The 23,605-nt window shown below is 57.3% G+C and carries 21 protein-coding genes; 7 read left to right on the top strand and 14 right to left on the bottom strand.

The genetic code is table 11. The features are described 5' to 3' along the window. Positions 1–20 precede the first annotated feature (20 nt). The 3 genes from R3F50_09810 to R3F50_09800 form a co-directional block, all read right to left on the bottom strand. On the bottom strand, positions 21–1,781 hold the full coding sequence (locus R3F50_09810) for a hypothetical protein (protein MEZ5490599.1): 1,761 nt from the start codon (positions 1,779–1,781) through the stop codon (positions 21–23). A 165-nt stretch (positions 1,782–1,946) separates the two neighbouring features. After that, positions 1,947–4,193, bottom strand: a complete 2,247-nt coding sequence (locus R3F50_09805; GenBank protein ID MEZ5490598.1) for a toll/interleukin-1 receptor domain-containing protein — start codon at positions 4,191–4,193, stop codon at positions 1,947–1,949. A 139-nt stretch (positions 4,194–4,332) separates the two neighbouring features. Then, positions 4,333–5,094: a hypothetical protein gene (locus tag R3F50_09800; protein ID MEZ5490597.1), complete on the bottom strand. Its 762-nt coding sequence runs from the start codon at positions 5,092–5,094 to the stop codon at positions 4,333–4,335. A 275-nt stretch (positions 5,095–5,369) separates the two neighbouring features. Here R3F50_09800 and R3F50_09795 point away from each other — a divergent pair, with 275 nt between their 5' ends. Together R3F50_09795 and R3F50_09790 are read left to right on the top strand one after the other, a co-directional pair. Further along, positions 5,370–6,797, top strand: a complete 1,428-nt coding sequence (locus R3F50_09795; GenBank protein MEZ5490596.1) for a hypothetical protein — start codon at positions 5,370–5,372, stop codon at positions 6,795–6,797. 35 nt (positions 6,798–6,832) lie between these two features. Next, entirely contained in the window at positions 6,833–7,345 is a 513-nt protein-coding gene (locus tag R3F50_09790; GenBank protein ID MEZ5490595.1) for a TIGR02444 family protein, read from the top strand. A 74-nt stretch (positions 7,346–7,419) separates the two neighbouring features. On the opposite strand, the gene R3F50_09785 is transcribed toward R3F50_09790, so the two are convergent. After that, on the bottom strand, positions 7,420–8,001 hold the full coding sequence (locus R3F50_09785) for a UbiX family flavin prenyltransferase (GenBank protein MEZ5490594.1): 582 nt from the start codon (positions 7,999–8,001) through the stop codon (positions 7,420–7,422). Between the two features lie 140 nt (positions 8,002–8,141). Here R3F50_09785 and R3F50_09780 point away from each other — a divergent pair, with 140 nt between their 5' ends. Next, positions 8,142–9,401 carry a 6-phosphofructokinase gene (locus R3F50_09780; GenBank protein ID MEZ5490593.1) on the top strand — a complete coding sequence of 420 codons (1,260 nt, stop codon included), beginning with the start codon at positions 8,142–8,144 and terminating at the stop codon, positions 9,399–9,401. Between the two features lie 150 nt (positions 9,402–9,551). Here R3F50_09780 and pdxH read toward each other — a convergent pair whose 3' ends face one another. Further along, positions 9,552–10,190, bottom strand: a complete 639-nt coding sequence (gene pdxH / locus R3F50_09775) for a pyridoxamine 5'-phosphate oxidase (protein ID MEZ5490592.1) — start codon at positions 10,188–10,190, stop codon at positions 9,552–9,554. A gap of 14 nt (positions 10,191–10,204) precedes the next feature. Further along, entirely contained in the window at positions 10,205–10,831 is a 627-nt protein-coding gene (locus R3F50_09770; GenBank protein MEZ5490591.1) for a hypothetical protein, read from the bottom strand. A gap of 157 nt (positions 10,832–10,988) precedes the next feature. Here R3F50_09770 and R3F50_09765 point away from each other — a divergent pair, with 157 nt between their 5' ends. After that, a complete protein-coding gene (locus tag R3F50_09765) occupies positions 10,989–11,852 on the top strand; it encodes a fructosamine kinase family protein (protein MEZ5490590.1) in 864 nt (287 codons plus the stop codon). A 23-nt stretch (positions 11,853–11,875) separates the two neighbouring features. Here R3F50_09765 and R3F50_09760 read toward each other — a convergent pair whose 3' ends face one another. Together R3F50_09760 and R3F50_09755 are read right to left on the bottom strand one after the other, a co-directional pair. Continuing rightward, a complete protein-coding gene (locus R3F50_09760) occupies positions 11,876–14,494 on the bottom strand; it encodes an FtsX-like permease family protein (GenBank protein ID MEZ5490589.1) in 2,619 nt (872 codons plus the stop codon). Beyond that, complete coding sequence (locus R3F50_09755) at positions 14,487–15,176, bottom strand: ABC transporter ATP-binding protein (GenBank protein MEZ5490588.1); 690 nt, start codon at positions 15,174–15,176, stop codon at positions 14,487–14,489. The genes R3F50_09760 and R3F50_09755 overlap by 8 nt, the downstream gene beginning before the upstream one ends. A 288-nt stretch (positions 15,177–15,464) precedes the next feature. On the opposite strand from R3F50_09755, the gene R3F50_09750 reads away from it, so the two are divergent. Beyond that, positions 15,465–16,112, top strand: a complete 648-nt coding sequence (locus tag R3F50_09750; protein ID MEZ5490587.1) for an arylesterase — start codon at positions 15,465–15,467, stop codon at positions 16,110–16,112. A gap of 114 nt (positions 16,113–16,226) precedes the next feature. On the opposite strand, the gene R3F50_09745 is transcribed toward R3F50_09750, so the two are convergent. Next, positions 16,227–16,949: a hypothetical protein gene (locus R3F50_09745; GenBank protein ID MEZ5490586.1), complete on the bottom strand. Its 723-nt coding sequence runs from the start codon at positions 16,947–16,949 to the stop codon at positions 16,227–16,229. 354 nt (positions 16,950–17,303) lie between these two features. On the opposite strand from R3F50_09745, the gene R3F50_09740 reads away from it, so the two are divergent. Beyond that, positions 17,304–17,822, top strand: a complete 519-nt coding sequence (locus R3F50_09740) for a phosphatase PAP2 family protein (protein ID MEZ5490585.1) — start codon at positions 17,304–17,306, stop codon at positions 17,820–17,822. Here R3F50_09740 and R3F50_09735 read toward each other — a convergent pair. From R3F50_09735 to bcp, 3 genes are all read right to left on the bottom strand, one after another. After that, positions 17,812–18,549, bottom strand: a complete 738-nt coding sequence (locus tag R3F50_09735; GenBank protein ID MEZ5490584.1) for a pyridoxine 5'-phosphate synthase — start codon at positions 18,547–18,549, stop codon at positions 17,812–17,814. The genes R3F50_09740 and R3F50_09735 overlap by 11 nt on opposite strands. Then, on the bottom strand, positions 18,546–19,334 hold the full coding sequence (locus tag R3F50_09730; GenBank protein ID MEZ5490583.1) for an alpha/beta fold hydrolase: 789 nt from the start codon (positions 19,332–19,334) through the stop codon (positions 18,546–18,548). Before R3F50_09730 ends, R3F50_09735 begins: the two co-directional genes overlap by 4 nt. 100 nt (positions 19,335–19,434) lie before the next feature. Then, complete coding sequence (gene bcp, locus R3F50_09725; GenBank protein MEZ5490582.1) at positions 19,435–19,908, bottom strand: thioredoxin-dependent thiol peroxidase; 474 nt, start codon at positions 19,906–19,908, stop codon at positions 19,435–19,437. 161 nt (positions 19,909–20,069) lie between these two features. Here bcp and cobB point away from each other — a divergent pair, with 161 nt between their 5' ends. Beyond that, positions 20,070–20,798, top strand: a complete 729-nt coding sequence (gene cobB, locus R3F50_09720) for a Sir2 family NAD+-dependent deacetylase (protein ID MEZ5490581.1) — start codon at positions 20,070–20,072, stop codon at positions 20,796–20,798. Here the strand turns inward: cobB and R3F50_09715 are convergent. After that, entirely contained in the window at positions 20,782–21,234 is a 453-nt protein-coding gene (locus R3F50_09715) for a hypothetical protein (GenBank protein ID MEZ5490580.1), read from the bottom strand. The genes cobB and R3F50_09715 overlap by 17 nt on opposite strands. Positions 21,235–21,920: 686 nt before the next feature. Beyond that, a complete protein-coding gene (locus R3F50_09710) occupies positions 21,921–23,591 on the bottom strand; it encodes a SulP family inorganic anion transporter (GenBank protein ID MEZ5490579.1) in 1,671 nt (556 codons plus the stop codon). Positions 23,592–23,605: the final 14 nt, after the last annotated feature.

The raw sequence follows: 23,605 nt of genomic DNA, 5'->3' as shown, positions 1-23,605 counted from the left end.
CGTCGCGCAGCAAACGGCTTTCAGCTGCCCATTAGCCAGATCTCTTTTTCATCCAGCGATCGCTCGCGGTTCATCAGCGTCCAATCTGAATGTTCATCGAGAGCCGACTGTCCCAGTGCAAACAGGATCAGCCGTTGCTTGACGAGATCACCATTGGCCAGCACCAGTCGCTGGTGAGCATTATCAAAGATGCGATACATGAACTGATACTGCTTGATCAATTCCTTCGTCCCCACAGCATAGGTATAACCTTCCCGTACCGCATACAGCAGCAGTGTCGAACCCATGATCACGTAAAGACCTGACTGTGCGAATTCGGGCAAACGCTGACCGATCAGCAGAAACGTCAGCACCGTGATCACGTTGACCGCGAGACTCAGACGCCCAAGCCGCTCAGTGAACTGATGGCGTTCGGCCCGCTCCCTGGCCTTGCGCTTGTAGTAACCAAGCTGGCCAGTCTGTTTCGACCCTACCCACTCATCGATGGTGAATTGCACCCCTTGCGGGTCTTTGTTGGGGCTGGCATCACAACGAAATCCGGCTACCCGCATGACGTTTCGGATCCAGCCGAATTCCGGGTCTTCACTCTGCAGAAACGAGTCATGGGTGAATTTCCACTTGTTTTCACTGACAACCCCGGCCACCGCCCAGTAGAACTGCACCCGCAGGCCTTCCGCCAAAGTCCGGTAATCCAGGTATTTACGCTGCCAGTCGTTACGCTGCGCCCACAACTGCGCGCCGGCGGCAAAGGCGAAGAAAATCAGAAACGCCACCAGAAAAGACTGCAGCGACTCGAAGTCGGAATACAGCAGGAACATCAGCCCCATGAGAAAGGCCATCAAGTGGGTGATCAGCAGGGTCCGCAGGGTCTTCTTCTGATAATGCATGGCCAGCCAGTCGGCCATGTTGTAAATTCGATCGATCTCATCGACGCCCGGCGGCAGGCGCGCATCACCCTGCTCTTCGATCAGCGGCCACTTCTGGGCCTCGATCTGCTCGGCAAACTGCTGGGCATCGCGACTGAATTCAGACGCCCGCCTGAAAATCAGCTGATGCTGCTTCGGTAACTCCCCGGCGCGAGGATGCTCGGCATCCTTGGTAAACCAGCAGCAATCGATGAGCGGCTCGTCTGTGTCTGAATGATCGGCATGACTCAGGCGGGAACAGGTAATGTGGTAGACCAGGTCACTCTCGTCGTCCAGCATCATCTGCTGGGATTCCACAGTGTTGGAAGTAAATCCCTCCATGACGTCGTCATGATGAAAGCGCACCACCTGCGCGGTGCCGCCCAGCGCATCAGAGGGACGCCCATCCCAGATGGCCAACAGAATGTGACAATGAGCACTCAGAAAAGTCCCCATGGCGGCATAGGGATAGGAAACCCGCCAGTTCTCCTCCTCAAACCCGTCCGGGGCAGGTGGTATCTCACTGGCCAGGTCGAAGACCTTGCTGGCTTTATTACAAAAATACTCGAACTGCGCCAGGGTTTCCGCAGTGCCGAAATCGCCGCGGTATTCCTCCAGTGACTTGGGCAGTGGCACCCAGAGCTCCAGTGCCAGCTCGTCCGCAACCTCCGCCACCAGCAGGTCAGCCCCTTCCGCCAGGGGCGACATGACGGTGAGCTTGCGGTAGGGATAATCGCGTTTAAGTTGCTCGAACAGGCTGCGGACCCGGTCCTTGATGAGGGGTATTTCGGCGGGCACCAGATCCCGGTGGCCGGTGACGGCAACTACGAGCGGTAGGACAAAACCTTGTTTCATTGCGTCAGGAGCAGCAGTCATTTTCTTCCTTAATAACAGACGATGCGTCCATTGCCTGCCCTGGCCACGCATGAAGCTCTAACCACTTCACTGACCCTGCAGCCAAGACCTTATGCCAGCACCAGGGCCAGGTTTAACTTGAGACTGAGTTTATAGAAGAAAAATCGAGTCGTCGATTTTTCAAAGTCAGAATGCCTGAGAATTCTGCTGCTCGGCAAAGGTTCGTGCCAGCTCCGGGCGTCCCCAGGATTCGTACAGCATCACTACCCGCTGCAGGGCCGTTTCGATGTGCACAGGGCGGGCGCCCCCATTATTCTGCAAGGCCTCAAAGGCCGCTACTGACATCGGCTCGGCTTCCTCGAAGCGTCCCAGTCTCGCCAGCGCCGCCCCTTGCAGCGATCTGGCCCAGGCGGTGCGCCAGTGGTCTTCACCGTAGGCCTGGGACAGAATGCTATTGGCGCTTTGTGCCGTTTCCAGAGCTTGCTCCACCCGACCGGTCTCCAGGTAAAGCACCGCAAGGCCCGACAGGGTAATGCCGATGTCTGGATGTTCTGCGGGGAGGATGCGCTGATTCATTACCAGGGCTTCATCCAGCAACTGTTCTGCCCGGGCATAATCGCCCTGCTCTGTCAGCCAGCCGGCCAGGTTCTGCAGCCCGTAGGCTATATCGGGGTGGTCGCCGGAATAGGCGCGGCGGTAGGCTTCCAGGGCCTGGGTGGAGTAATCGAGGGCCAGATCGGACTGGCCCTTGTCGTAATAGAGAAACGCCAGATTGTTGAGGGACTGTGCCACCAGCGGATGGTCTTCTCCCAGGCCCTGCTGGCGTATTGCCAATGCCTGCAGGTAGAAGGATTCGGCCTCGTCGTATTCACCCTGGTCGTGGAGCACGAAGGCCAGGTTATTCAGGGAATCCCCCAGGTCCGGGTGTTGCTCCCCCAGCAGGCGCTGGTTCATCTGCAGAGACTCGCGGAACAGATCCTCGGTTTCCTCGTAACGGCCCTGTTCGTAGAGAAACACCGCCAGGTTAGTGAGACTGTCGTCCAGGTCCGGATGCACGCTGCCCGGCGCCAGACGCCGGCGCATAGCGAGCGCCTCACGCAAAAGCGGCTCGGCTTCCTCCGGGCGCGCCTGAAACCCCAGGGCCATGCCCAGCTGATCCAGACTGCGTGCCAGCTCCAGGGATTCAGTGTCCGGTCTGGTCCGCTGCAGGGCAATAGCTTGTCGCTGCTGCGCCTCGGCGGCCGCGAAATCACCCTGCAGCGAATACACCTGGGCCAGGCCGCTGAGGGCCGCGGCCATTTCGGCATCGGTAGCCTCGGGAGCCTCTTCCAGGGTCTGGATAGCCTGCTGGTACATCTGTACCGCTTCGTCAAATTCTGCCTGCACACCCAGCAGTGCAGCGATATTCGACTGACTGCGGGCTACGTCCACGTGCTCCGAGCCGAAAATGGAGCGACGCGTATTCAGCCCCCGCTCCAACAGCTCCCGTGCCTGGGGATACAGTCCCAGGCTCTGGTAGACAGTACCCATGGTGTCCATCAGGGTGGACTGAATCTCCGGTTGATCGGTCAGCTCGAATTCTATCCGGCGGGCGCCGCGATCCAGAATTTCCCGCGCGGTAATGGTGTTGCCCAATGCCTCACTGGGGTCCGATACCTCGAACAGGTCCACCATGAAGTTGGTCGTCTGCTGAGCAGTCTCCGCCTCGATCTCCGCCCTGATGCGCTGACGTTCCGCCTCCTGCTGTGCCAGCACCGCGGCGACAGCCAGCCCGCTGGTGATCACCATACCGGTAATCGACGCCACCGCCACCGAAATCATGCGCTGCTGGCGGCGATGCATCTCCCGCTGGGCCAGCTGATCAAAACCGACCCCCAGTATCCCGGCCAGCAGCTTCATCTTGGCGTTGTGCTTGCCATCTTTGTTCTTGCGGGCATCCGCTGCAATCGGCTCGGTGCGTTCGTCACACAGATTGCCGTCGGCATCCAGTTTGAAACGCAAGGCCGGCGGGAAACATTCTTCCTCCTCCCGGCCGGGCATATCGGAGGCATTGGGTTCGCCGTCGACGATGAGGCAATAGATACGGTGCTCTCTGCCCAGTCGTTTGAATGCCAGGATCTCCTCGTTGACCCAGTGGGAGCGGGCAGAAGCGGGCGAGCAGATAACAATCTGACAGGCCGACTCTTCAAGGGAGCGAGTCAGTAGCGATCCCAGATCTGTGGCACTGGGTAATTCCTCACGATCACGGAAGATCGGCGCCATCCTGGCCGGCACCACTCCGAATTCGTTGACAGTGCTTACCAATTGTTTCGGCGGCTTGTAGGATTCCAGCGCCTTGTGCAACCACGCCGCCCAGCGGTCATCCCTGTGACTGTAGGAGATAAAGGCCTTGTATCGGGCTTCATCAAAACTGAGCGTGCGATGGTCGGTCAAGTGGATCACCTGATAGTGGCTGCGGCAAAGCTGAGTGGACTCTGCCGGCTGAAAAAGCAGTGGCCCGCCTAATCATCTGGAAGCGCTTACTAATGACAGAAAATTACTGACTTTTCAACCTTAAGGCGCATTAATCCTGCTACAACGAGGCGATAAAGCGTCGTGTGTTGAATACCACATCGTCTTCGCCAAATTGGTCGAAAGGATTTTCCAGCTGCGTCTGAATGTTCACCAGTGCCGTAAGTACAACGGAAAACAACACGGGCATCACATAAAGCAGGCCGCTGGAATATTCCTGCCCCGAATAGGCAAAGTACGGGCCGTAAATAATCGGCACCAGTACCACAAAAAAGTCACCGAACATTTTCAGTGTCACCGGAGTACGGTACTGATAAATATGTTTGATGGATTCGAATGCCAGCATCATCTCGCTCAAGTAATTGTTTACTCTGGATACTTCGGTAACGGCCAGGTTCTGCTGCCGCATATCAGTGCGAATAAAGAGGGATAGGTCAGAAAAAGACTCATAAACCTGGCGCTGATTGTTTTCAATGGCCCGCTGATCACCGGTCAGCACCTGGACCAGATTATTCAGCAATGATTCCAGCTTATTGCGCATTGCCTGCAGAGCATCCGGATCCGGCTGATCAATCCAGTCTCGCAAAGCCAGGTACAAAGCCCTCCCATTAGACTTCAGCGTCGCGTAATCCTTGAGCGCTTTCTCCCTGCGCTCATAGGCACTGTGAATCGAGAAGACTACGGGGAAAATTACTGCCGTCAGTAGAAAGGTGACTGAAAAATTGGCCGTCAGGTTGAAATGACTGCATAGCCAGGTTGACGCGATGGCAAACACGACTACGATAGCGGTTCTTAGATTGATAATCAGAAATAACCTGCGCATGAATACTCCCGATAGACTGCAGGTGGCGACAGGCAAATTGAGCGCTGACAAAAGACACAAGATAACCGTAGAAAGGTATCAGCACGATATGTCAATTTTGTGAAGCTTTCGTGACGACCCTGCGCCTCTTTATAGTGCGTCTGCGGCTCAGTAATGCACGAGGAGCACCAGAATGGTTCACGCGCTATCGCGGCGCATAAACTGAGCGCCGGCATTCCATCGGGTCGCTGGTCAGGCTCACTTGGCATCAACTTTGCTGACTCTGGTCCAGAAATGTGCAAACAGAAAAGGCCGCTTACATGATGTCAGGTACACCCCGTCAGGAGTCTCTCACCACAACGCAATTACTGGAACGACTCTCCTGGCGAACAACACCTGGCATCCTCGGCTCCCATCCGTCGACCCCCCAATCCATTCATGCTCTGCTTGGCTACTTTCTTGACGACCGCGAGTCACCGACCCCGTTTCCAGGACGGGATATGCTGGTCGATGCCCATTCCTTCGAGTGGGGTGCCGCACCACCGCTGGAAAAAGTCATCGCTTCCCGGGTGGAGCTCGACCTGCTCCTGAGTCTGCCAGAAATATACCGCCAGAGCGTGTCGGTGATCGAACCCTGGCCCAACGTAGGGATCAATCTGCAGGGTGAAGCAGTGCGGGCCTCGAAAAACATCGCCTATATTCTGCAGCAGATTGCCGACTGTGACACGATTCTGTACCCGGTCTGGCAGAGCGGCATCTCGAACCCCTGGCGGCTGGCCAATGTCCTCAGCGCCGGAATTGCCACCGTGGTGCAGGGCGGTAACCCCTCGGTGCACGATTCCTCCAGCTTCGATGGCACGAGCTCCAGCCTGGAAGACATACTTTCTCTGATGGACCAGCTGTTGATGCGCCGCTCTACCGGCAGCGGTCCCTGCATCTTTATCTGCCTGGGGCATCAATTGGTCGCGGCTTCCCACATCAGGCTGATCAAGCGTGCTGTCAGAGAGGTCATGGATCTGGCCACGCTGCCCCTGGACCCGGAAGGCTTTGCAATCAGTTCACTGCGGCGGGTCTGCCAACGCATCGCCGAGGTCGGCGAATCCCTGCAAGTGATCAAACACGACGAAGTGGTGGCCAGAGGCTGGCACGACAGCAAGTTTGCCGTGGCTCCCAATGAAACGCTGGAAGTGGGGACCCGCAAGCTGCTCCATTACCGGCGACGCCAGCCGGCCGATCATATCCCGGGGGAACTGCATGACGCCCACTCTTTGATCGCCGATGAACTGGAAGGCGTTATCGATACGCTGATTCGCCTGGAGCGGGAATTGAATATCGAGATGTTCCACGGTGACGAGGTCAACGAAGAGGCCATCCTGTTCGCCAACTGGGCCTACAAGCTGCTGCACGACACCATTGTTCCGATCCGTTTCAAGATAGCTATCAGCCCGCTGTCCTGGCTGTTGAATTTACCCTATGCGGTTGAAATTCTGGCTCAGACTCAGGCCGATGCAACCAGCTGGACTGAAGCGTCCAATACCTGCATCTACTACAAAGACTGGGAGACGCATACTATTCGCCGCTCTTTCACCTGCCAGTTTCATCCGGAACTGATGGCGGATATTCGTGACGTCGGTAAGCGCGAGGGACCCCGCTATGCGGAATTGAAAGACAATGATGGCGTGCGTCTGCTTATACGATTGCTCTATCATGGCATGCAGGAATGAGCCGGTAACTGACTGACTGCCGCTTCTGAGCCGACATGAATCGTGAAAGCTTCTGGGACTATTCACTGACACACTACGCCCTGCCAGGTGTCGCGGAGTCCTGCCTGCGCCTGCAGGATGAGTATGGCCTGGATGTCAATCTTGTCCTGTGCTGCCTGTGGTACGGATACGCATACGGCGAGCTATCCCGGCCACAGCTGGAGTGCCTGACTGCATACTCTGACAAGTGGTCCGGACAGGTGGTCAGGCCGTTGCGGCAGATACGACGCTGGCTGAAAGCCGAATTATCCAATAGTGAGCAATCCGGCACTGAGCTGGTCAACCTGCGCACCCAGGTGAAGAAGCTGGAACTGCAGGCAGAGCACCTGCAACAGAATAACCTGGAAGCTTTACTAGCACCGCTTGCTCCGGACACCGCTTCCGCAGGACGGGCCGGGATGGAGAATAACCTTGAGCGCTATTTATTGCTCGCGGGGCTTAAAACAGACGCCAGTCTGCAACAACTGCTGAATTCGCTGCTTGAGACATTTGCGTGCGAGAGCCGCTAAAGAGCCTCTGAATTCAGACCTAATTGAAGGGCACGCAGGGACGCCGGTTTCTCGACAGTCTGCCTGGGCGCCGCTTACCCATCACACCCTGCCTTCTTTGCCCCCTGCCAGCGACTCACTATTCCGGGGTCCAGGTCAAACAGGTCCAGCAACCTGCCCACGTGATGATCCACCAGATCATCGATAGTCTTGGGTCGCGTGTAGAAAGCCGGGACGGGAGGCGCAAGAATAGCGCCCATCTGACTGAGTTCGTAGAACAGCCGGCAATGGCCGGTATGGAGTGGCGTCTCCCGTGGTACCAGCACCAGCCTTCGACGTTCCTTCAGCACCACGTCGGCAGCCCTGACCATGAGGTTGTCGGCATAGCTGTTGGCTATCCCGGATACGGTCTTGATTGAACAGGGGGCGATGATCATGCCATCAGTTCTGAACGAGCCGCTGGCGATACTGGCAGCGATATCTTTATAGGCATGTACATGATCCGCCAGCGCCTTCACATCAGCCACTGACCAGTCCGTTTCGAGCCCGATATTGAGCTTGGCCGAACCGGACAGAATCAGGTGGGTCTCAACGTCCGACTGCTGCTTCAGCACTTCCAGCAGCCGGATCCCATAGATCAGTCCGCTCGCGCCCGACATGCCGACAATCAACTGCATGCAACCTGTACTCCTTTGCTAGCTGGGAAGCGGGATTGTTACATTCTTAACGGCCAAATACCATTCTTGAACTGAACCACCCCAGTGATAACATGCGGGTACGAATTTCACTCCGGAACAATAGGAAAAACAGAAAAAACATGGCAAAAGCAAACTTGTTTTACGCCCAGTCAGGCGGTGTCACTTCGGTGATCAATGCCAGCGCCTGTGGCGTCATAGAAACGGCCAGAAAAAATCGTGACCAGATCGGGAAAGTCTATGCCGGTCGCAATGGTATTATCGGTGCGCTACGGGAAGAGCTGATCGACACCAGCAAGGAAAGCGCGAAAACCATCGCCCTGTTGCGCAGCACGCCGGCAGGTGCGTTTGGCTCCTGCCGCTACAAGCTCAGAAGCTTTTCCGAAAATCAGCGCGAATACGAACGCTTGCTGGAGGTCTTCAAGGCACACAATATCCGCTACTTTCTGTACAACGGCGGAGGCGATTCTCAGGATACCGCCAACAAGATTGCCCAGTTCAGCATTCAGGAGGGCTTTCCCATCACCTGCATCGGGATACCCAAAACCGTGGACAATGATCTGCCCATTACCGACAACTGCCCCGGCTTCGGCTCGGTGGCAAAGTATGTGGCGGTTTCCATCAAGGAAGCCGGGCTGGACGTGGCATCCATGTGCGAAAGCTCAACCAAGGTTTTTGTGCTGGAAGTCATGGGCCGTCACGCCGGCTGGATAGCCGGTGCGGCGGGCCTGGCCAGCGAACAGGAAGGCGATGCACCCCATATCATTCTGTTCCCGGAGATTCCCTTCAGCAAAGATAAATTCCTGCGCAAGGTGCAAAGCTGCGTCAGGAAATACGGCTATTGTGCGGTGGTTGTCTCAGAAGGCGCCCAGTACCAGGATGGCACCTTTCTGGCCGATGCCGGCGGTCGCGATGCCTTCGGGCATGTTCAACTGGGTGGCGTGGCGCCTTTTGTGGCCAATATGGTCAAGGACGCAACCGGATACAAGTACCACTGGGCGGTTTCGGACTATCTTCAGCGTGCAGCCCGCCATATTGCCTCGGCTACCGACGTTGAGCAGGCTTATGCCATGGGTCAGGCGGCGGTGGAGTTCGCACTGGCAGGCAAAAATGCCGTCATGCCGATCATTGTGCGCGGCAAGGGTAAAAAATACAGCTGGAAAGTGGGCGAAGCGAGACTGGAAGATGTCGCCAACGTGGAGAAAACCATGCCCCGTAACTTCATCAGCCGGGACGGCTTTCACATTACCGATGCCGCCCGGGAGTATTTCTCGCCGCTGATCCAGGGCGAGGACTACCCGGAATACAAGCAGGGCATCCCTCAATATGCGCGGCTCAAACAGGTGCTGGTAGCCAGGAAACTGCGACCCTGGAAAGAATAGCAGGCTGTTGAAAAACGTATAGGCGCCGGAGCGTCAGAGAACCGCTCAGCCCACAGATAGCTGCCCCGGAGAGGAGACAGCTGTCCGGTCAATAAGGGGCTGGGTGGCAGGATCAAGGGGGCAGTGAGACAGGGAGCAGGAGGAAAGTGGTCAGGGAGAAAGACGCCTTATTTCCCAGCTGCCACCCTTCTGCAGCCTGTAGTGAAAGCGATCGTGGAGTCGATGCTTACCGCCCTGCCAGAACTCGATCTCATGGGGAATCACACGGAATCCGCCCCAGAAATCCGGTAACGGTATCTCGCCGTGAGTGAATTTCTGCTTCAGAGCTTCGAACTGATTAAGCAGCAGAGTTCGCGACGAAATAGCCTCACTCTGCGAGGAGGCCCAGGCGGCTATCTGGCTTTCTCTTGGTCGACTGACGAAATAACGGAACGACTCTGTGGCCGATATTTTTTCCGCCACGCCGCTTACTTTGACCTGTCGTTCTATATCATGCCAGGGAAAATGCAGACTTACCCTGTTGTTCTCAGCAATCTCACGAGCCTTTCTTGATTGGTAGTTGGTAAAAAACACAAAGGCGTTTTCTTCCATCCGCTTCAGCAGCACTATCCGTTGACTTGGCTGACCTGGGCCGGAAACCGTCGCCAGGGTCATGGCTGTCGGGTCCTTGAGCTCCATCCTCAAGGCCTGAGCCATCCACTTATTAAACTGCTCGACAGGATTTTCATGCAGGTCTTCACGTTGCAGACCGCCCTTCAAATACTCACGACGAACCGATTCAAGATCCATATTGATTTCCAACCCTAGCGAACAAAATCGCCGTAGTCCCAAAGCTGCTCGCGCCGGGTACCGGTTGCATAAAAGAAGGTGCCGAAGCCGTGGCGATCATTGGCAAAAAAGCCCCCTTCGTAACGATTACCGTTTTTCCAGCGGTAAACACCCTGCCCATGATAAAGGTCGTTCTGAAACTCACCTGTGTAATTTTCGGTGTTTTGCGACAGCCAGAACTCGGTGTGTTCATTCTCCCGCCAGCGACCAATGTTGACAAAGTAGGAGCCGCGACCATGACGCTTGTCATTCAGCCAGTCGCCGATGTACAGGTCGCCCTTGCCATCATAGTATTTACCCCGCCCATTGCGCTTACCTGCAGACCAGTTACCGAGATAAACCGCCTTTTCGGTAAAACTGAGTGGCTCTTCAAGCTCACCGTAACCGTCAAACAGCCCATCCCTGAAACTGCCACGATAGATCGCCTTGCCAGTCGGAGTGCTTATTTCCTGGGTACCGCGACCGTTCTCACAGTCGCCGTATACACACTCTTTCCCCAGCACCTGTGGCAAAGGCTGGGCCAGCAGACTGCCACTTGTCAGCAGCATCCAGAAGCCCAGCGCCAGGAGAATAAACAGTTTTTGAGTGGGGACTTTTATCATAGCTATAACCAGATTTTTGGTACGCAAAATGAATTGACTGCCAGTCACGCCGTCCGTTGGACGGTTCGACCGCCACCACGATCAGGCTGGTTCGCGCGCGATCACCGCAGCGGCAGGCCGATTGTTCCTGTAATCGGGCTGTGATTATATAACGATCATGGGCAGCACAGGGAACCTCCTACCAGTAGAGTTGTGGCTTCGGGATAATCATTCCGTCGAAATTACGCGCTTTGACGCCGCCAGTGGTGGCTGTATCAACAGGGCCGGCTCTCTCAGCCTCTCCGATGGCGAACGCCTGTTCGTCAAGCTGCAGAACAATCCCCCGGAAGGTTTCTTCGGTGCCGAAGCACACGGATTGGAGTGCCTGCGCCAGGCGACAGGCCTGCGCGTGCCACGGGTCATTCACGCCGATCGGGAGTTTCTGCTGCTGGAAGATCTGGGCTCAGCAAGGCCGGCTCAGGGCTTCTGGCAGGAACTCGGCGAGGGGCTGGCGCAGCTGCATCGCCGCCAGTACCCGCTGTTCGGCTTCGAAAGCGACAATTACTGCGGGCTTACCCCCCAGTGCAATGCGCCCACTGCTGACGGCGCGGACTTTTTTGCCCACTACCGCCTGAGCCCACTGGCCGGCCGGGCCAGCCAGGCTGGCCTGCTGGACCTGCAGGACCAGGACCGCATCGCTTACCTGTCCGATAACCTCGCCAGGTGGATTCCGGCACAGCCGGCCGTACTGATTCACGGCGACCTGTGGCCAGGCAACGTGCATTGCGATGGCGCGGGCAACCCGGCCCTGATCGACCCGGCCTGCTACCGGGGCTGGGCGGAGGCCGAGCTGGCCATGACCATTCTGTTTGGTGGCTTCCCCGGGGAGTTTTATCAGGCCTACGAGGCTAACGGTGAAGTTGATTCAGCCTGGCGCGAGCGTGCCCCGCTCTATAACCTTTACCACCTGCTGAACCACCTGCTGCTGTTCGGGACCGGCTACCTTGGACAGGTCAGAGAGGTACTGCAGCGGTTCAGCTGAGCCCTCTCCCGCGAAGGTGCCTGTCAGACCCGGCGCAGGACGTTCAAAGGGCTCACACTCACCACCCGGCGGGTCGAATTGAGTCCCAGGATTCCGATCAGCACCATACCGATCAACGGACCGGCAATCCAGACCCAGTAATGCAGGGAGAATTCCTGTTCAAAAATGAATTCCTGCAGATAGAACAGGCTGCCCTCGGCACCGACAGTGGCGATAACGCCGGCTACCAGGCCTATGGTGGCGAACTCGATTGCCAGGCTGCTGAGAATCAGGCGGCGCCCGGCCCCCAGGGTTCGCAGGATCGCGTTCTCCCGGAATCGCTCGTCAAGCGTCGCATTGACACAGGACAGCAGCACCAGGGCCCCGCAGGCCAGCACCAGCAGCGAAATAAGCTCAATGGCCGAGGTAACCTGGGCGATGATGTTCTGGATCTGTTCGATGAGCGCATCGATTTCGATTACCACGATAGTCGGGAAACGACGAATCAGTTCGTTGAGCAGCAGCTTCTGGTCCTGCTCCATCAGTGCCGTGGAAAGATAGGTCGCGCCCAGGTGGTCGAGGGTACCCGGCGAGAAAATGAAATAAAAATTGGGCTGCATATTGTCCCAGCGCACACTGCGCAGGCTGGTCACTTCCACGTCAAAGCGCTGACGATTGGCCTCGAAGGTGATCTGATCGCCGATACCCACACCCAGCCAGTCGGCATATTCCTCATCCACCGACACCAGCCCCGGCGCCGGCTCGCCGCCCCACCACTCGCCGGCGACAATCTGGTTATCCGGGGGCAGCTGGTCCGTCCAGGTAATCTGGCGGGTACCGACCCGCCCTCCCCGGCCCTGTTCGCCGTCCTGGCCTTCGGCTGCCGAGCCTTCTGCGTTAGTGGACGGTGCCTGCTGGCCGGCGCGCTCGGTGACGCTGCCACGGTCGTCGCCCTCATCCCGCCTCGGCCGCGGGGGCTCGCCATTGATGGTGATGGGGCGCGCCGCCATGATCGGAAAGAAATCGTTCTCCTGAATACCGTTTTCCCGGAAGAACGCCTGGATATCGGCTATCTGCGGCTGGGTCACGTTCATCATGAAGTGATTGGGCGTGTTCTCGGGCAGTTGTGCCTGCCAGTCGTCGATCAGTTCGGTACGCAGCAGGGTCAGCACCAGCAGGGACATGATGGTGATGGAGAACACCAGCACCTGCAGGACGTTCTGCTTGCGACGGCGACGGGTCGCGGACATGGCCAGTTTCCAGGCACTTCCGGCTTTCATTCCCACTGAGCCGCTGGACTGAAGCAGCAGATAGGATACCCCCGACAGAAACAGCACAATACCCGCCACCGCCGCCACCAGAATCGATGTCAGCATCAGATCCTGGCTGTACCAGAAGATGAGAAATACCGAGCCTGTAATGCCAAACAGGTACGGCACATTGGCACCGATGCGATTCTGATCCAGGTCCTTGCGCAATACCCGCAGCGGCGAGGTGTGACGTAAAGCGAGCAACGGCGGCAAGGCGAAGGACAACAGACAGATCAGGGCAGTCAGGGCCCCGATGACGAATGGCTGAAAGCTGGCGGCGGGCAGATCCACCAGGATAATTGACGACAGCAACTGCAGAATCAGGCGGTGAATCAGCCAGCCCAGCAGACTGCCCACGGCGATGGCTATGGTAGCCAGCGCCAGCTGTATGACCACGTAAATGATTGTAATCTGATTGGAGGTACAGCCCAGGGTCTTCAGGATTGCGACATAATCGAAGTGGCGTTCACTGTAGCGCTTTGCGGTCAGGGCGATGGCCACACCTGCCAGCAGCACGGCGAACAGACTGCCCAGCAACAGGAAACTCTCCGCCTTGTTGAGAGCGTCACTGACCTCTTCGCTTTCATCCCGCACATCCCGCAACCGAAACTGGCCTTCGGACACGTCCCCCACCCAGTCGCTGTAGACTTCCAGTTGCACCTGCTCCCCCGCAAACAGGTAACGGTAACTCACCCGACTGCCCGGCTGAATCACGTTGGTGACGGGTACATCGGCAATATTCATCATCAGCCGGGGACCGGCATTGTCTACCATGCCACCCTGCTGGCGATCCGGCTCAACGACGATAACGCGACCCACTCGCAGTTCCGCCTCGCCCACATAGACACTGTCGCCAACCTGGACATCCAGCGCCGGCAGCACCCGGGACTCCAGCCAGACTTCCCCCGGCGGCGGGCCGCCGACTACCGGATAACCGCGCACAAACGGCTCGTCCGCGACGATGATTTCGCCACGCAGCGGGTAACCCGGGCTGACCGCCTTGGCGGACACCAGCATATTGCCGGAATCGGAAAACGCCATGGAGGTAAACGAAATTGTCTCGGCGGTCTGCAGACCCAGCGCCCGGGCCTCATCAATCCACTCCCCGGGAGCCTCCTGGCGCCCACTGAGCACCCGGTCAGCCGCCAGCATATTCGCCGACTCCAGCAGCAGCGCCTGCTCCAGACGATCGGTAAACAGGGCGATGCCGGTGACCGAGGTGACTGCCATTACCAGGGCGAGAAACAACAGTTTCAGCTCACCGCCCTGCCAGTCCCGCCACAGCATGATAAGGGATAGACGTAACAGGGAGAGCAGACTCCGACTCTGGGTGGCTGCAGCAGATTCAGCCATGCACTGTTTCCTCGACAGCGGCGCCGTCGACTATGCTGCCCGCCTCGAGCTTGATCTGCCGGTCGCACCGCTGGGCCAGCCGGTCGTCATGGGTGACCAGTACCAGCGTGGTGGCAAATTCCTTGTTGAGGTCAAACAGCAGGTCGATAATCCGCGCGCCGGTAGCCGTATCGAGGTTACCGGTCGGCTCGTCGGCAAACAGAATGCGAGCCTCGGAAGCAAATGCCCTGGCGATGGCAACCCGCTGCTGCTCTCCGCCGGACAGCTGATTGGGATAGTGATGCAAGCGTGCCTCCAGGCCTACCCGGCTCAACAGATTCTGGGCCTTGATCCGCGCATCCCGATCGCCTTTCAACTCGATGGGAAGCATGACATTTTCCAGCGCCGTGAGACTGGGCAGCAATTGAAAAGACTGAAAGACGAACCCGACCAGCTGGCCTCTCAGCATCGCCCGCTCCTCTTCATCAAGGCTGGCCAGGCTGTTCCCGTCCAGCAGCACATCGCCGGAACTGGGGCTGTCCAGGCCTGCCATCAGGCCAAGCAGAGTCGATTTGCCGGAGCCGGAGGCCCCAACAATGGCAACCGCCTGGCCGGCTTTGATATTCAGCGATACCCCATCAAGAATGGTCAGCGGACCTTCACTGGTTGGGACCGTTTTAGTCAGTTCCTTGGTTTCAATCATCTTCTTATTCGGGCGCCTCGAGTCTGCTGCCTGTCCCTTTGCGGGTGAATGCAGGCATTATAGGCGGATTCGCGCCGATTTGACGCGGTCGTTGATCTTTCCTGTCGTCTTAATACGTATTTTAACGCTTGGACGGATTGCAACCGGCGCTTTGCTGGTTAGAATTGAACCTCTGCGCAATACCTGTGACTCCTGCTCGCTTGCGGCGGAGTCCCCGGAAGAAGCCAACCACTCGACGAGGCCCCCTGCCCGGGTTACTCACAACAGGAAACCAGTCACCCGAGAACCATGAAACTATCCCTCTCCCAACAGATTCGCCTGTCCGCCGCCGCACTGATGCTGGCCTGCCTTGTGTTGGCCTCTCGCGCGGCAATTGCTGACTCCACCTACACGCTGATGGTCTATGGCGACAGCCTCAGTGCTGCCTACGGAATCGACGAGTCGGAAGGCTGGGTGGAACTGCTGAAGAGCCGCCTGAGAAGCGACGGCTATACCTATGAGGTGGTCAATGGATCTGTCAGTGGGGAGACCACGACTGGCGGCCTGTCCAGGCTGCCTGCCATGCTCGACAGCTATCAGCCGGACCTGGTGATTCTGGAGCTGGGGGGCAATGACGGCCTGCGCGGTTTACCCCTGAGCGCGATCCGGGACAATCTGGTCGGGATGGTGACAATGTCCCGGGAAAGTGGTGCCGATGTGTTGCTGGCAGGCATTCAGATTCCGCCCAATTACGGGCCCCGTTACACGGAACCGTTCTTTGCGCAGTATTCCCAGATCGCCGACGAGTTGAACCTGGACCTGGTACCCTTCCTCATCGATGGCATCCCCCAACAGCCGGAACTGATGCAGGACGACGGTATTCACCCGAAGGCGGAAGCACAGCAGATGATTCTGGACAATGTCTGGCCGGTTTTACAGCCGATGCTGAAAAAGTAAGAGGAAAGTAAGAAAGTAAACTGGCAGGCAAACTGCCAGATCAATGCACTGCGCCATAGCGAATCGCTTCAGAGTCGGCACGGCAGCAGAGCGGGGCAGTCACTCTGCCTCTGATCACTGACCCAGGCGATAATAGCCCTGATTGGCTTCGAGTCGACGATCAACGGCACTCCCCGCGCGATCGGGCCTGCCTGCCCCGAGGTGTTCGTTACGGTAGCGCCGTTCCAGCACCGGGCTGCGGTGCACGGTCCCGTCGAGGCGTCCGTCCCGGCGGTTCAGCACCGGAGCCTGATGCCGGTACTCACCCAGCCGCCTCTCACTGTGGCTCTGGCCATGGCGAGGTCGCTCTGAAAGACCAAGGTCGGGGTTACGCACGTAGCGATTGCCGGTTCTGATCTGTGGTATGACCAGAATTGCCGGTGCAGATTGGAACCCCGTGTAATAGCTGTCACCGACGAATTGGTACCGCAGCTGCTCAAAGGATAACGCCAGGCGGGCAAAGTCACTCTGCACCTGCTGCCCGCCGCTTCGAGCATTCAGGCGGGCGACCGCCTCTTCAAGCCGCTGGTAGTAACGGGTGACGTCGGTAAAGCGCACCCGCACATAAGCACTGCTTCTGCCGCGTCGAATCATGTCCTGCAACTGGCGCGCCTTGGCCGCCAGCTGCTGGGAATTGTGCGCGATACCACCGGCACCGGACAGGTTCCTGGCGTTCTGGGCCAGATCCAGGCTGGCCTGCTCAAGCAGGGCCGCAAGCCTGTCCGCTTCCGGGCTGGAAGCCAGCGCCAGAGTCGGCAGCAGCAAAATAATCGCGGTCTGTATGAGTCGCTTGTACATCAGTTTGTACCTAACCACACAACAACACTAAACAACGCAGACCTCGCCAGGGCGGAATCGGCCTCTTTATACATTGGTCCACTGCCACTATGCAGACTCGATCCCCGCTTGTAAAGCCATCAACGTCGAGGCTCAGCGTGCATCTGGCCCGATCGTGCGAACCGCTCCCGACAATCGCATGTCCAGGCCGGGCCTGCCTGCGGCCCGCATCCCGGCGCTGCTTTGATGACCCAAGCGAATGAATAACATCAACATAATGGCACCCGGCTGTCACCAATCAGTCACATTTCGGTCGTTGCGCTGACACATAGCAACCTTACATTACCGTCAGTCAACGAATTTAGGAGAAGGTCCGTGCTCAACACACTTACCGGTCTGGATAACGCCATTTACCGTCGCCTGGTCCGACTTCAGCATATCTCCCACCTGATCCCCCTGGTGCGTCTGATTTCGCGCAGCGGTGACGGCTATCTCTACGGGATTTTCGGGGCGTTGCTGTTTGCCGCAGGCGATAGCGAAAGCCTGCAGTTTCTGCAGGCAGGCCTGCTGGCATTTCTTATGGAACTGCCCTGTTTCATGGGTTTGAAGGCCTTTATCAAACGGGACAGACCATTCGTTCACAGAGGGAACCCGACGTCCCTTATCACTCCTGCGGACAAGTTCAGCATGCCTTCGGGGCACAGTGCAGCGGCATTTCTGATGGCCACTCTCGCTGCCGTCTACTTTCCGGCACTGGGTGTAAGCGTTTACTGCTGGGCGACGCTGATCGGACTATCCCGCATCCTGCTCGGTGTCCACTACCCCGGAGACGTGATCGCTGGCGCTGCATTGGGCAGCAGTTGCGCGGTAATGGGAATAGTCCTTACCGGCTAGTATTCGCGACGATAGCCAGGTATTTTTGAATGACGGTCCCGATACCAAGATGCAACGCTTCCACCACCAGTGCATGTCCGATGGAAACCTCCTGGATACCGGGAATCTGCAGAAAATCCGCCAGGTTGTCCAGGTTCAGGTCGTGTCCGGCGTTAACACCGAGCCCTGCCTGTAAGGCACTGGCAGCGGCAGCGTGGTATTTTTCCCACACCTTTGACTGCTCACCGGTACCGTAAGCTTCAGCATACTCCTCGGTGTACAGTTCTATCCGGTCTGCCCCCGCAGCAGGTACCCGTTGCACCGCCTCCACGTCCGGATCCAGAAACAGACTGCTCCGTATACCTGCGTCCCGCAGCCTGCTCGTCACCTCTTTCAGCAGTTTCTGGTTGGCACTCACGTCCCAGCCGTGATCCGAAGTCAACTGGCCCGGCTGGTCGGGAACCAGCGTGCATTGTGCCGGTTGCACTGTCAGTACCAGATCCAGAAACTCTGCCGACGGGTAGCCCTCAATATTGAATTCCACTCCGGCTCTGTCCTTCAACAGAGCGGCTATATCGTGGACGTCCTGTCGGCGCACGTGCCGCTCATCAGGCCGAGGATGGACGGTAACGCCCTTCACGCCCAGACCGAGACAAGTTTCGACAAAACCTGTCACGCTGGGATAATCCCGGCCGCGTGAATTGCGCAGCAGAGCGATTTTGTTGACATTAACGCTCAGTAAAGTCATCCACCTTCCTCACTGCTGAAAAAATCCCGCGCCAGTTTATAGAAAACCTGGGGCTTTTCAGCATGCAGCCAATGCCCCGCTCCCATCACTGTTTTGATTCTGGCAGCCGGGAAAAGTTGTTGAATCAGCGGCCAGTCCTGTTTCTCGATATAACTCGAAAGCGCCCCCTTCACAAACAGCGCCGGCCTCTCGAACGGCTTGTCTCCCCGCACACCTTCCCGCAGCTTTTCGTAATTACTGTGCAAGGCGGACAGGTTGAAGCGCCACTGATAGCCACCCTCTTCGGCTTTCACGAGGTTGCTTACCAGAAATTTTCGCACCGCCGGCTCACTCACGTGAGCCGCGAGAACCTGTTCCGCCTCGGTGCGGGAGGCAAGACTGGCGGGGTCCACGGACAGAAGGCCATTGAATACATTCTCGTGATCTCCCCGCTCCTCGCCGTAGGCAGTCGGAGCGATATCCGCCACCAGGAGACGGCTGACATTTCCCGGATAGTTCAGTGCCAGTTCCATCGCCACTTTCCCACCCATGGAGTGGCCGAGCAGGTAAACGGCCGCCAATCCCTGCCGGTCAATAAACTCCAGCACATCATTCGCCATTTCCGGAAAACTCATGCCGGGCGAATGAGGCGAGTCGCCGTGATTGCGCAAATCCAGCGTATAAACCTGAAAATCGCCGGACAGCTCTCCGGCATGCCAATTCCAGTTTCTCAGATTGCCGAACAGTCCATGCAGGATAAGCAGCGGAGCACCGCTTGCACTGAATTGCTTGTAGTTGAGTTTCATCAGAGACGTGCCGCCCTGGCGAACCCACAAGTCTGCAACCGGACCGTGCAAGTGCCGCGCGGTTCAGCAGCACCCCTCAGGGCACAGGAAGAAAGTCTGCTCATAACTGCGACTTGATGATATCGATCACGTCGTCGTGATGAGTCTTGGTTTTTACCTTGTCCACAATATGGACCAGACGGCCTTCTTTATTGATTATGAAAGTGGTCCGCACAATGCCCATGAACTCCCGCCCCATGAATTTCTTCAAGCCCCAGACACCGTACTTGTCGGCTATCGCGTGGTCTTCATCGGACAGCAGCGTAAAATTGAGCCCATCCCGTTCGGCAAATTTTTTCAGGCGTGCCACCGGGTCGGGACTGATTCCGAGGGCCACGGTATCCAGCTTTTTCAGCGCCGCCTGACTGTCCCTCAGACCGCAGGCCTGTACCGTGCAGCCGGGCGTCATGGCTTTCGGATAGAAGTACAGAATGACATTCCTGTCTCCGCGGAAATCTTTAAGACTGACCTTGTTGCCATCCTGATCCTGTAACGTAAAAGCCGGGGCGAGATTGCCTACTTTGATTGCTGTCATAACCGCTTCCTGTTCGATGTCCGTCCTGACCTGAAAAGACCGAAAAAACCTGCCAGCGCCACCCTGTCCGCCAGTCGACAGGCAGGCTGGCAATTCTGGCTGCGAACCGGAATTATACCGGCTGATCTGCCAATCAGTAACCGTCATGCTATGATCTTCCCATGGGAAAATCAGTCAAATCCGTTGTCGTGCTGACCGGTGCCGGAATATCCGCTGAATCGGGGATCCGAACTTTTCGTGCCGCCGATGGGCTTTGGGAAGACCATGCCATTGACGATGTCGCCACGCCGAGCGGCTTTGCCCGTAATCCGCAGCTGGTCTACAGCTTCTATAATGAACGGCGTCGCAAGTTGCAGGCACCCCAGGTGAAGCCCAACGCCGCCCACCTGTCCCTTGCCAGATTCGAGCAGCGCTTTTCCGGCGATTTTTTACTGGTCACCCAGAATATCGATAACCTGCATGAACGGGCCGGCAGCCGTCGACTGATCCACATGCACGGCGAACTGTTGAAGATGCGCTGCATCAACACCAACCTGGTATTCGATATACGCCAGGATTTTGATTTCGACACCGAATGCCGCTGCTGTCGCAACAAGGGCAATCTGCGCCCACACATCGTTTGGTTTGGTGAAATTCCCTTTCAGATGGGCGCAATCAGTCAGGCCCTGGAGTCCTGCGACCTTTTCATGGCCATTGGGACCTCGGGCAACGTCTATCCGGCGTCCGGATTCTATCAGGTGGCGAAACAACACAACGCACACACCGTGGAGCTCAATCTGGAACGAACCGGTTCCAGCTTTGACGAGCACGTTGTCGGCAATGCGGCCCAGGTTGTCCCGGCCTACCTGGACCGGCTGCTGGCCCGGATACTCGCTAGAGGCGAAAGCTGAACTGTTGCGGCGCCAGGCAGGCCGTGTCACTGCAAAGTTGAACCTGCAGCCGCAGCCCCACACTGGCACTGAGCAGATCCGGCACTTCAGATGTTGCTGCCAATGTCACCGATACCTGCACCGCGCTGTCATCGACGCTCTGCCCCGATTGAGCAAGCAGGTCAGAGGTCTCCCGCACTTCGCAGCGCTCGATAACCCAGTGTTTCTCGTCATCCATCAATTCCACTGCCAGAGGCGATAGTTCCTGACCACCCACCGTTCCGGTTGTCACGTGATGGCCAGCCTTTGGTGACAGACTGAAATGCAGTTCGACGGTTTTCCCGCCCGGCTTCTCCCCCGCCCGCAGCCCACTGTCCTCACGCTGCCCTTGTATCCGCAACAACCCGTCAGCGGCATAGCGGACCGGTCGCTGTGAACCAGCCAATGCATGCTGCATTGCCCGATGTCCATTGGCCTGGGAATCTCTGATTAATTACCACAATGCTCTGGTACCTGATCAGAGGTTCATTAGAGCTTCCCCAGGTAATACGCCTGTGAACGGCTATCTGGAGCCATGGCTGCAGGTTGGAATTAATTTTCAACCGGGAGTGAACCAGCCGGAGAACAGTCGCGTAAATACATTTACCCACTGCTCAATTCGACGGTCAGTGCGTAACAGACATACTTGACGGTAACGTCTTACCCTTCGACCCCTACACTCTTTCCCGCATTTTCGTAGGGGTTTTTTTATGGAAAGAAAAAAGTTCTTCAGTCTATCCGGTGATCGTCTTACAGCAGCAGCCTGCTCCTGCCGCAGCGGCTAACCTGGGGAGTCCCTGAAGGAGAGCACTGCCCCGGCCAATGCCGGTGCTGAAATTGAGAAACCTCTTAATTAGGGAAACGCTCTGCAGGAGTCTGCCGGGCGTCACTGCAAGGCGTCGTGCGCAGGGAATGGCCCAGCCCTTGCCAGGCGCGACAAGGCCGCTGTGGCGCCCGGCAGGCCCCGCCCGAAGGGCTTTCAGAATTAATCGGAGGTTCCTTAAAAAAAGCAGAGGATCGGGGAAGTCCTCTGCTTTCCGTGACCGCCTTTCCCTGTCTCAGGTAATTCAGGGCCTGGGCCGAACCGGGAGTCAGGCTATACCGCTAGGCTGGATTGGGAGAACCGACGAAACGCGCCCCCCCTGCCTCGTCGCCAGAGCCATTGTCCATAATAAAATCCCGCGCTGCCTTTACGGCATCGATTCGCTTGGCGAAGAAAGTACCTTTTGGCAGACTTTCATCGTAGTCAAGCCCCGACAGTACCTGGCGAATTTCATCGTTCATTCCGGAGATGAATACACGCTTGTTAGCAGCCTTTGCATCCACGCCGATAGTTTCCACTGCCCGCGCCGCCGACACATCCATGAATGGTACCCGGGTGAAGTCGAGAATCAGGACAGCCCGATCAAGTGAGCGCTCACGAACATGGTGGCCCACATCGGCTGCGGCACCAAAACTGAGCGGGCCGCCAAAGTCAAACAGTGTCACCTGCTTGCTACAATTCTTTAGGATATCCTCTTCCTCTTCAGAAAAGTTCAGCGTCGTGTCACTGGTGATGTTACCAAGAGCCTTCAGCTGCAGGTCCGCCATCTGCTTAACGAAAGCCAGCGACGCCATGACGACTCCGGCAACAACGGCAGTGATCAGGTCGACGAAAACCGTCAGCGTCAATACGACCACCATCAGGGCCAGATCCCAACGGGGGCCCTTGTGAGCCCGCTTGAGGTAACCGGTGTCGATAATGTCCCATCCGACCTTTACCAGGATACCCGCCAGTACGGCGTGAGGAATCTTTGCCGCCAGGGGCGCCAGGGATACCACAATTGCGAGGAGCAGCAGGCTGTGTGTCATTCCGGAGATTTTGGTAAGACCACCGGTTCTGATGTTTACCACCGTACGCATGGTCGCTCCGGCACCTGGGATACCGCCAAAAAACCCTGCTATCGCGTTACCGACCCCCTGACCAATCAACTCCCGATTGGAATTGTGCTTGGTACGGGTCATGTTATCCGCCACCAGAGAGGTGAGAAGACTGTCGATCGACCCCAGCAGGGCCAGAATTATTGCCGCCTCGAGCACCACCATAAAGACGTCACCGGAAAAGGACGGCATGATAAAACTCGGCAGACCAGTCGGAATGTCGCCCAGTATCGGCGCACCGGAGATCACAACACTGATCAACGTCCCAATGATCAGGGCGGCCAAAGGAGAGGGTATGAAATTGCCCCACCGTTTGGGCCAGTTGAATACTATGCCCAGGGTGAGCAGGCCCAGGCCCAGGGCGACGAAATTCGGATCCATTACCGCGCCGGGAATAGCCGACAGGGCCGGAATTGTGCCACTTTCTTCGGGCTCATGACCGAATAGACGACTGGTCTGCAAGGCAATAATGATGCATCCGATACCACTCATGAAACCCGAGACAACCGGGTAGGGAACCAGCCGGATGTACTGACCCAGCCTGAATACGCCAAATAAGATCTGGACCAGGCCGGCCAGTATCACGGTGGCGAAAACCAGGCCAGGCTCACCATTCAGGGTGCCATAGACACCGGCAAAAACCACGATCATGGGCCCGGTGGGGCCGGAAATCTGGGAATCGGTGCCACCGAACAACGAAGCGAAGAAGCCTACGATGATGGCGCCATAGAGGCCGGCGATGGGGCCGGCACCGGAGGCTTCGCCGAAGGCCAGCGCCAATGGCAGGGCTACGATACCTGCGGTCAGCCCCCCGAAAAGATCACCGCGCAGATTATCCGTTCTAAAACCAAACATAGTTGTCGTCCTTT

The sequence above is a fragment of the Gammaproteobacteria bacterium genome, from assembly GCA_041395725.1.
In the GTDB taxonomy this organism is placed as follows: Bacteria; Pseudomonadota; Gammaproteobacteria; order Pseudomonadales; family Pseudohongiellaceae; genus NORP240.
This window is presented reverse-complemented; position numbering and strand designations above follow the sequence as displayed.

Coding starts and splice junctions, on each gene's coding strand:
- R3F50_09765 (MEZ5490590.1), top strand. CDS start 10,989: ATGGGCAGCACAGGGAACCTCCTACCAGTAGAGTTGTGGCTTCGGGAT.
- R3F50_09735 (MEZ5490584.1), bottom strand. CDS start 18,549: ATGACTTTACTGAGCGTTAATGTCAACAAAATCGCTCTGCTGCGCAAT.
- R3F50_09715 (MEZ5490580.1), bottom strand. CDS start 21,234: ATGCAGCATGCATTGGCTGGTTCACAGCGACCGGTCCGCTATGCCGCT.
- R3F50_09785 (MEZ5490594.1), bottom strand. CDS start 8,001: ATGCAGTTGATTGTCGGCATGTCGGGCGCGAGCGGACTGATCTATGGG.
- R3F50_09755 (MEZ5490588.1), bottom strand. CDS start 15,176: ATGATTGAAACCAAGGAACTGACTAAAACGGTCCCAACCAGTGAAGGT.
- R3F50_09780 (MEZ5490593.1), top strand. CDS start 8,142: ATGGCAAAAGCAAACTTGTTTTACGCCCAGTCAGGCGGTGTCACTTCG.
- R3F50_09750 (MEZ5490587.1), top strand. CDS start 15,465: ATGAAACTATCCCTCTCCCAACAGATTCGCCTGTCCGCCGCCGCACTG.
- R3F50_09770 (MEZ5490591.1), bottom strand. CDS start 10,831: ATGATAAAAGTCCCCACTCAAAAACTGTTTATTCTCCTGGCGCTGGGC.
- R3F50_09730 (MEZ5490583.1), bottom strand. CDS start 19,334: ATGAAACTCAACTACAAGCAATTCAGTGCAAGCGGTGCTCCGCTGCTT.
- R3F50_09745 (MEZ5490586.1), bottom strand. CDS start 16,949: ATGTACAAGCGACTCATACAGACCGCGATTATTTTGCTGCTGCCGACT.
- bcp (MEZ5490582.1), bottom strand. CDS start 19,908: ATGACAGCAATCAAAGTAGGCAATCTCGCCCCGGCTTTTACGTTACAG.
- R3F50_09800 (MEZ5490597.1), bottom strand. CDS start 5,094: ATGCGCAGGTTATTTCTGATTATCAATCTAAGAACCGCTATCGTAGTC.
- R3F50_09710 (MEZ5490579.1), bottom strand. CDS start 23,591: ATGTTTGGTTTTAGAACGGATAATCTGCGCGGTGATCTTTTCGGGGGG.
- pdxH (MEZ5490592.1), bottom strand. CDS start 10,190: ATGGATCTTGAATCGGTTCGTCGTGAGTATTTGAAGGGCGGTCTGCAA.
- R3F50_09760 (MEZ5490589.1), bottom strand. CDS start 14,494: ATGGCTGAATCTGCTGCAGCCACCCAGAGTCGGAGTCTGCTCTCCCTG.
- R3F50_09790 (MEZ5490595.1), top strand. CDS start 6,833: ATGAATCGTGAAAGCTTCTGGGACTATTCACTGACACACTACGCCCTG.
- cobB (MEZ5490581.1), top strand. CDS start 20,070: ATGGGAAAATCAGTCAAATCCGTTGTCGTGCTGACCGGTGCCGGAATA.
- R3F50_09810 (MEZ5490599.1), bottom strand. CDS start 1,781: ATGACTGCTGCTCCTGACGCAATGAAACAAGGTTTTGTCCTACCGCTC.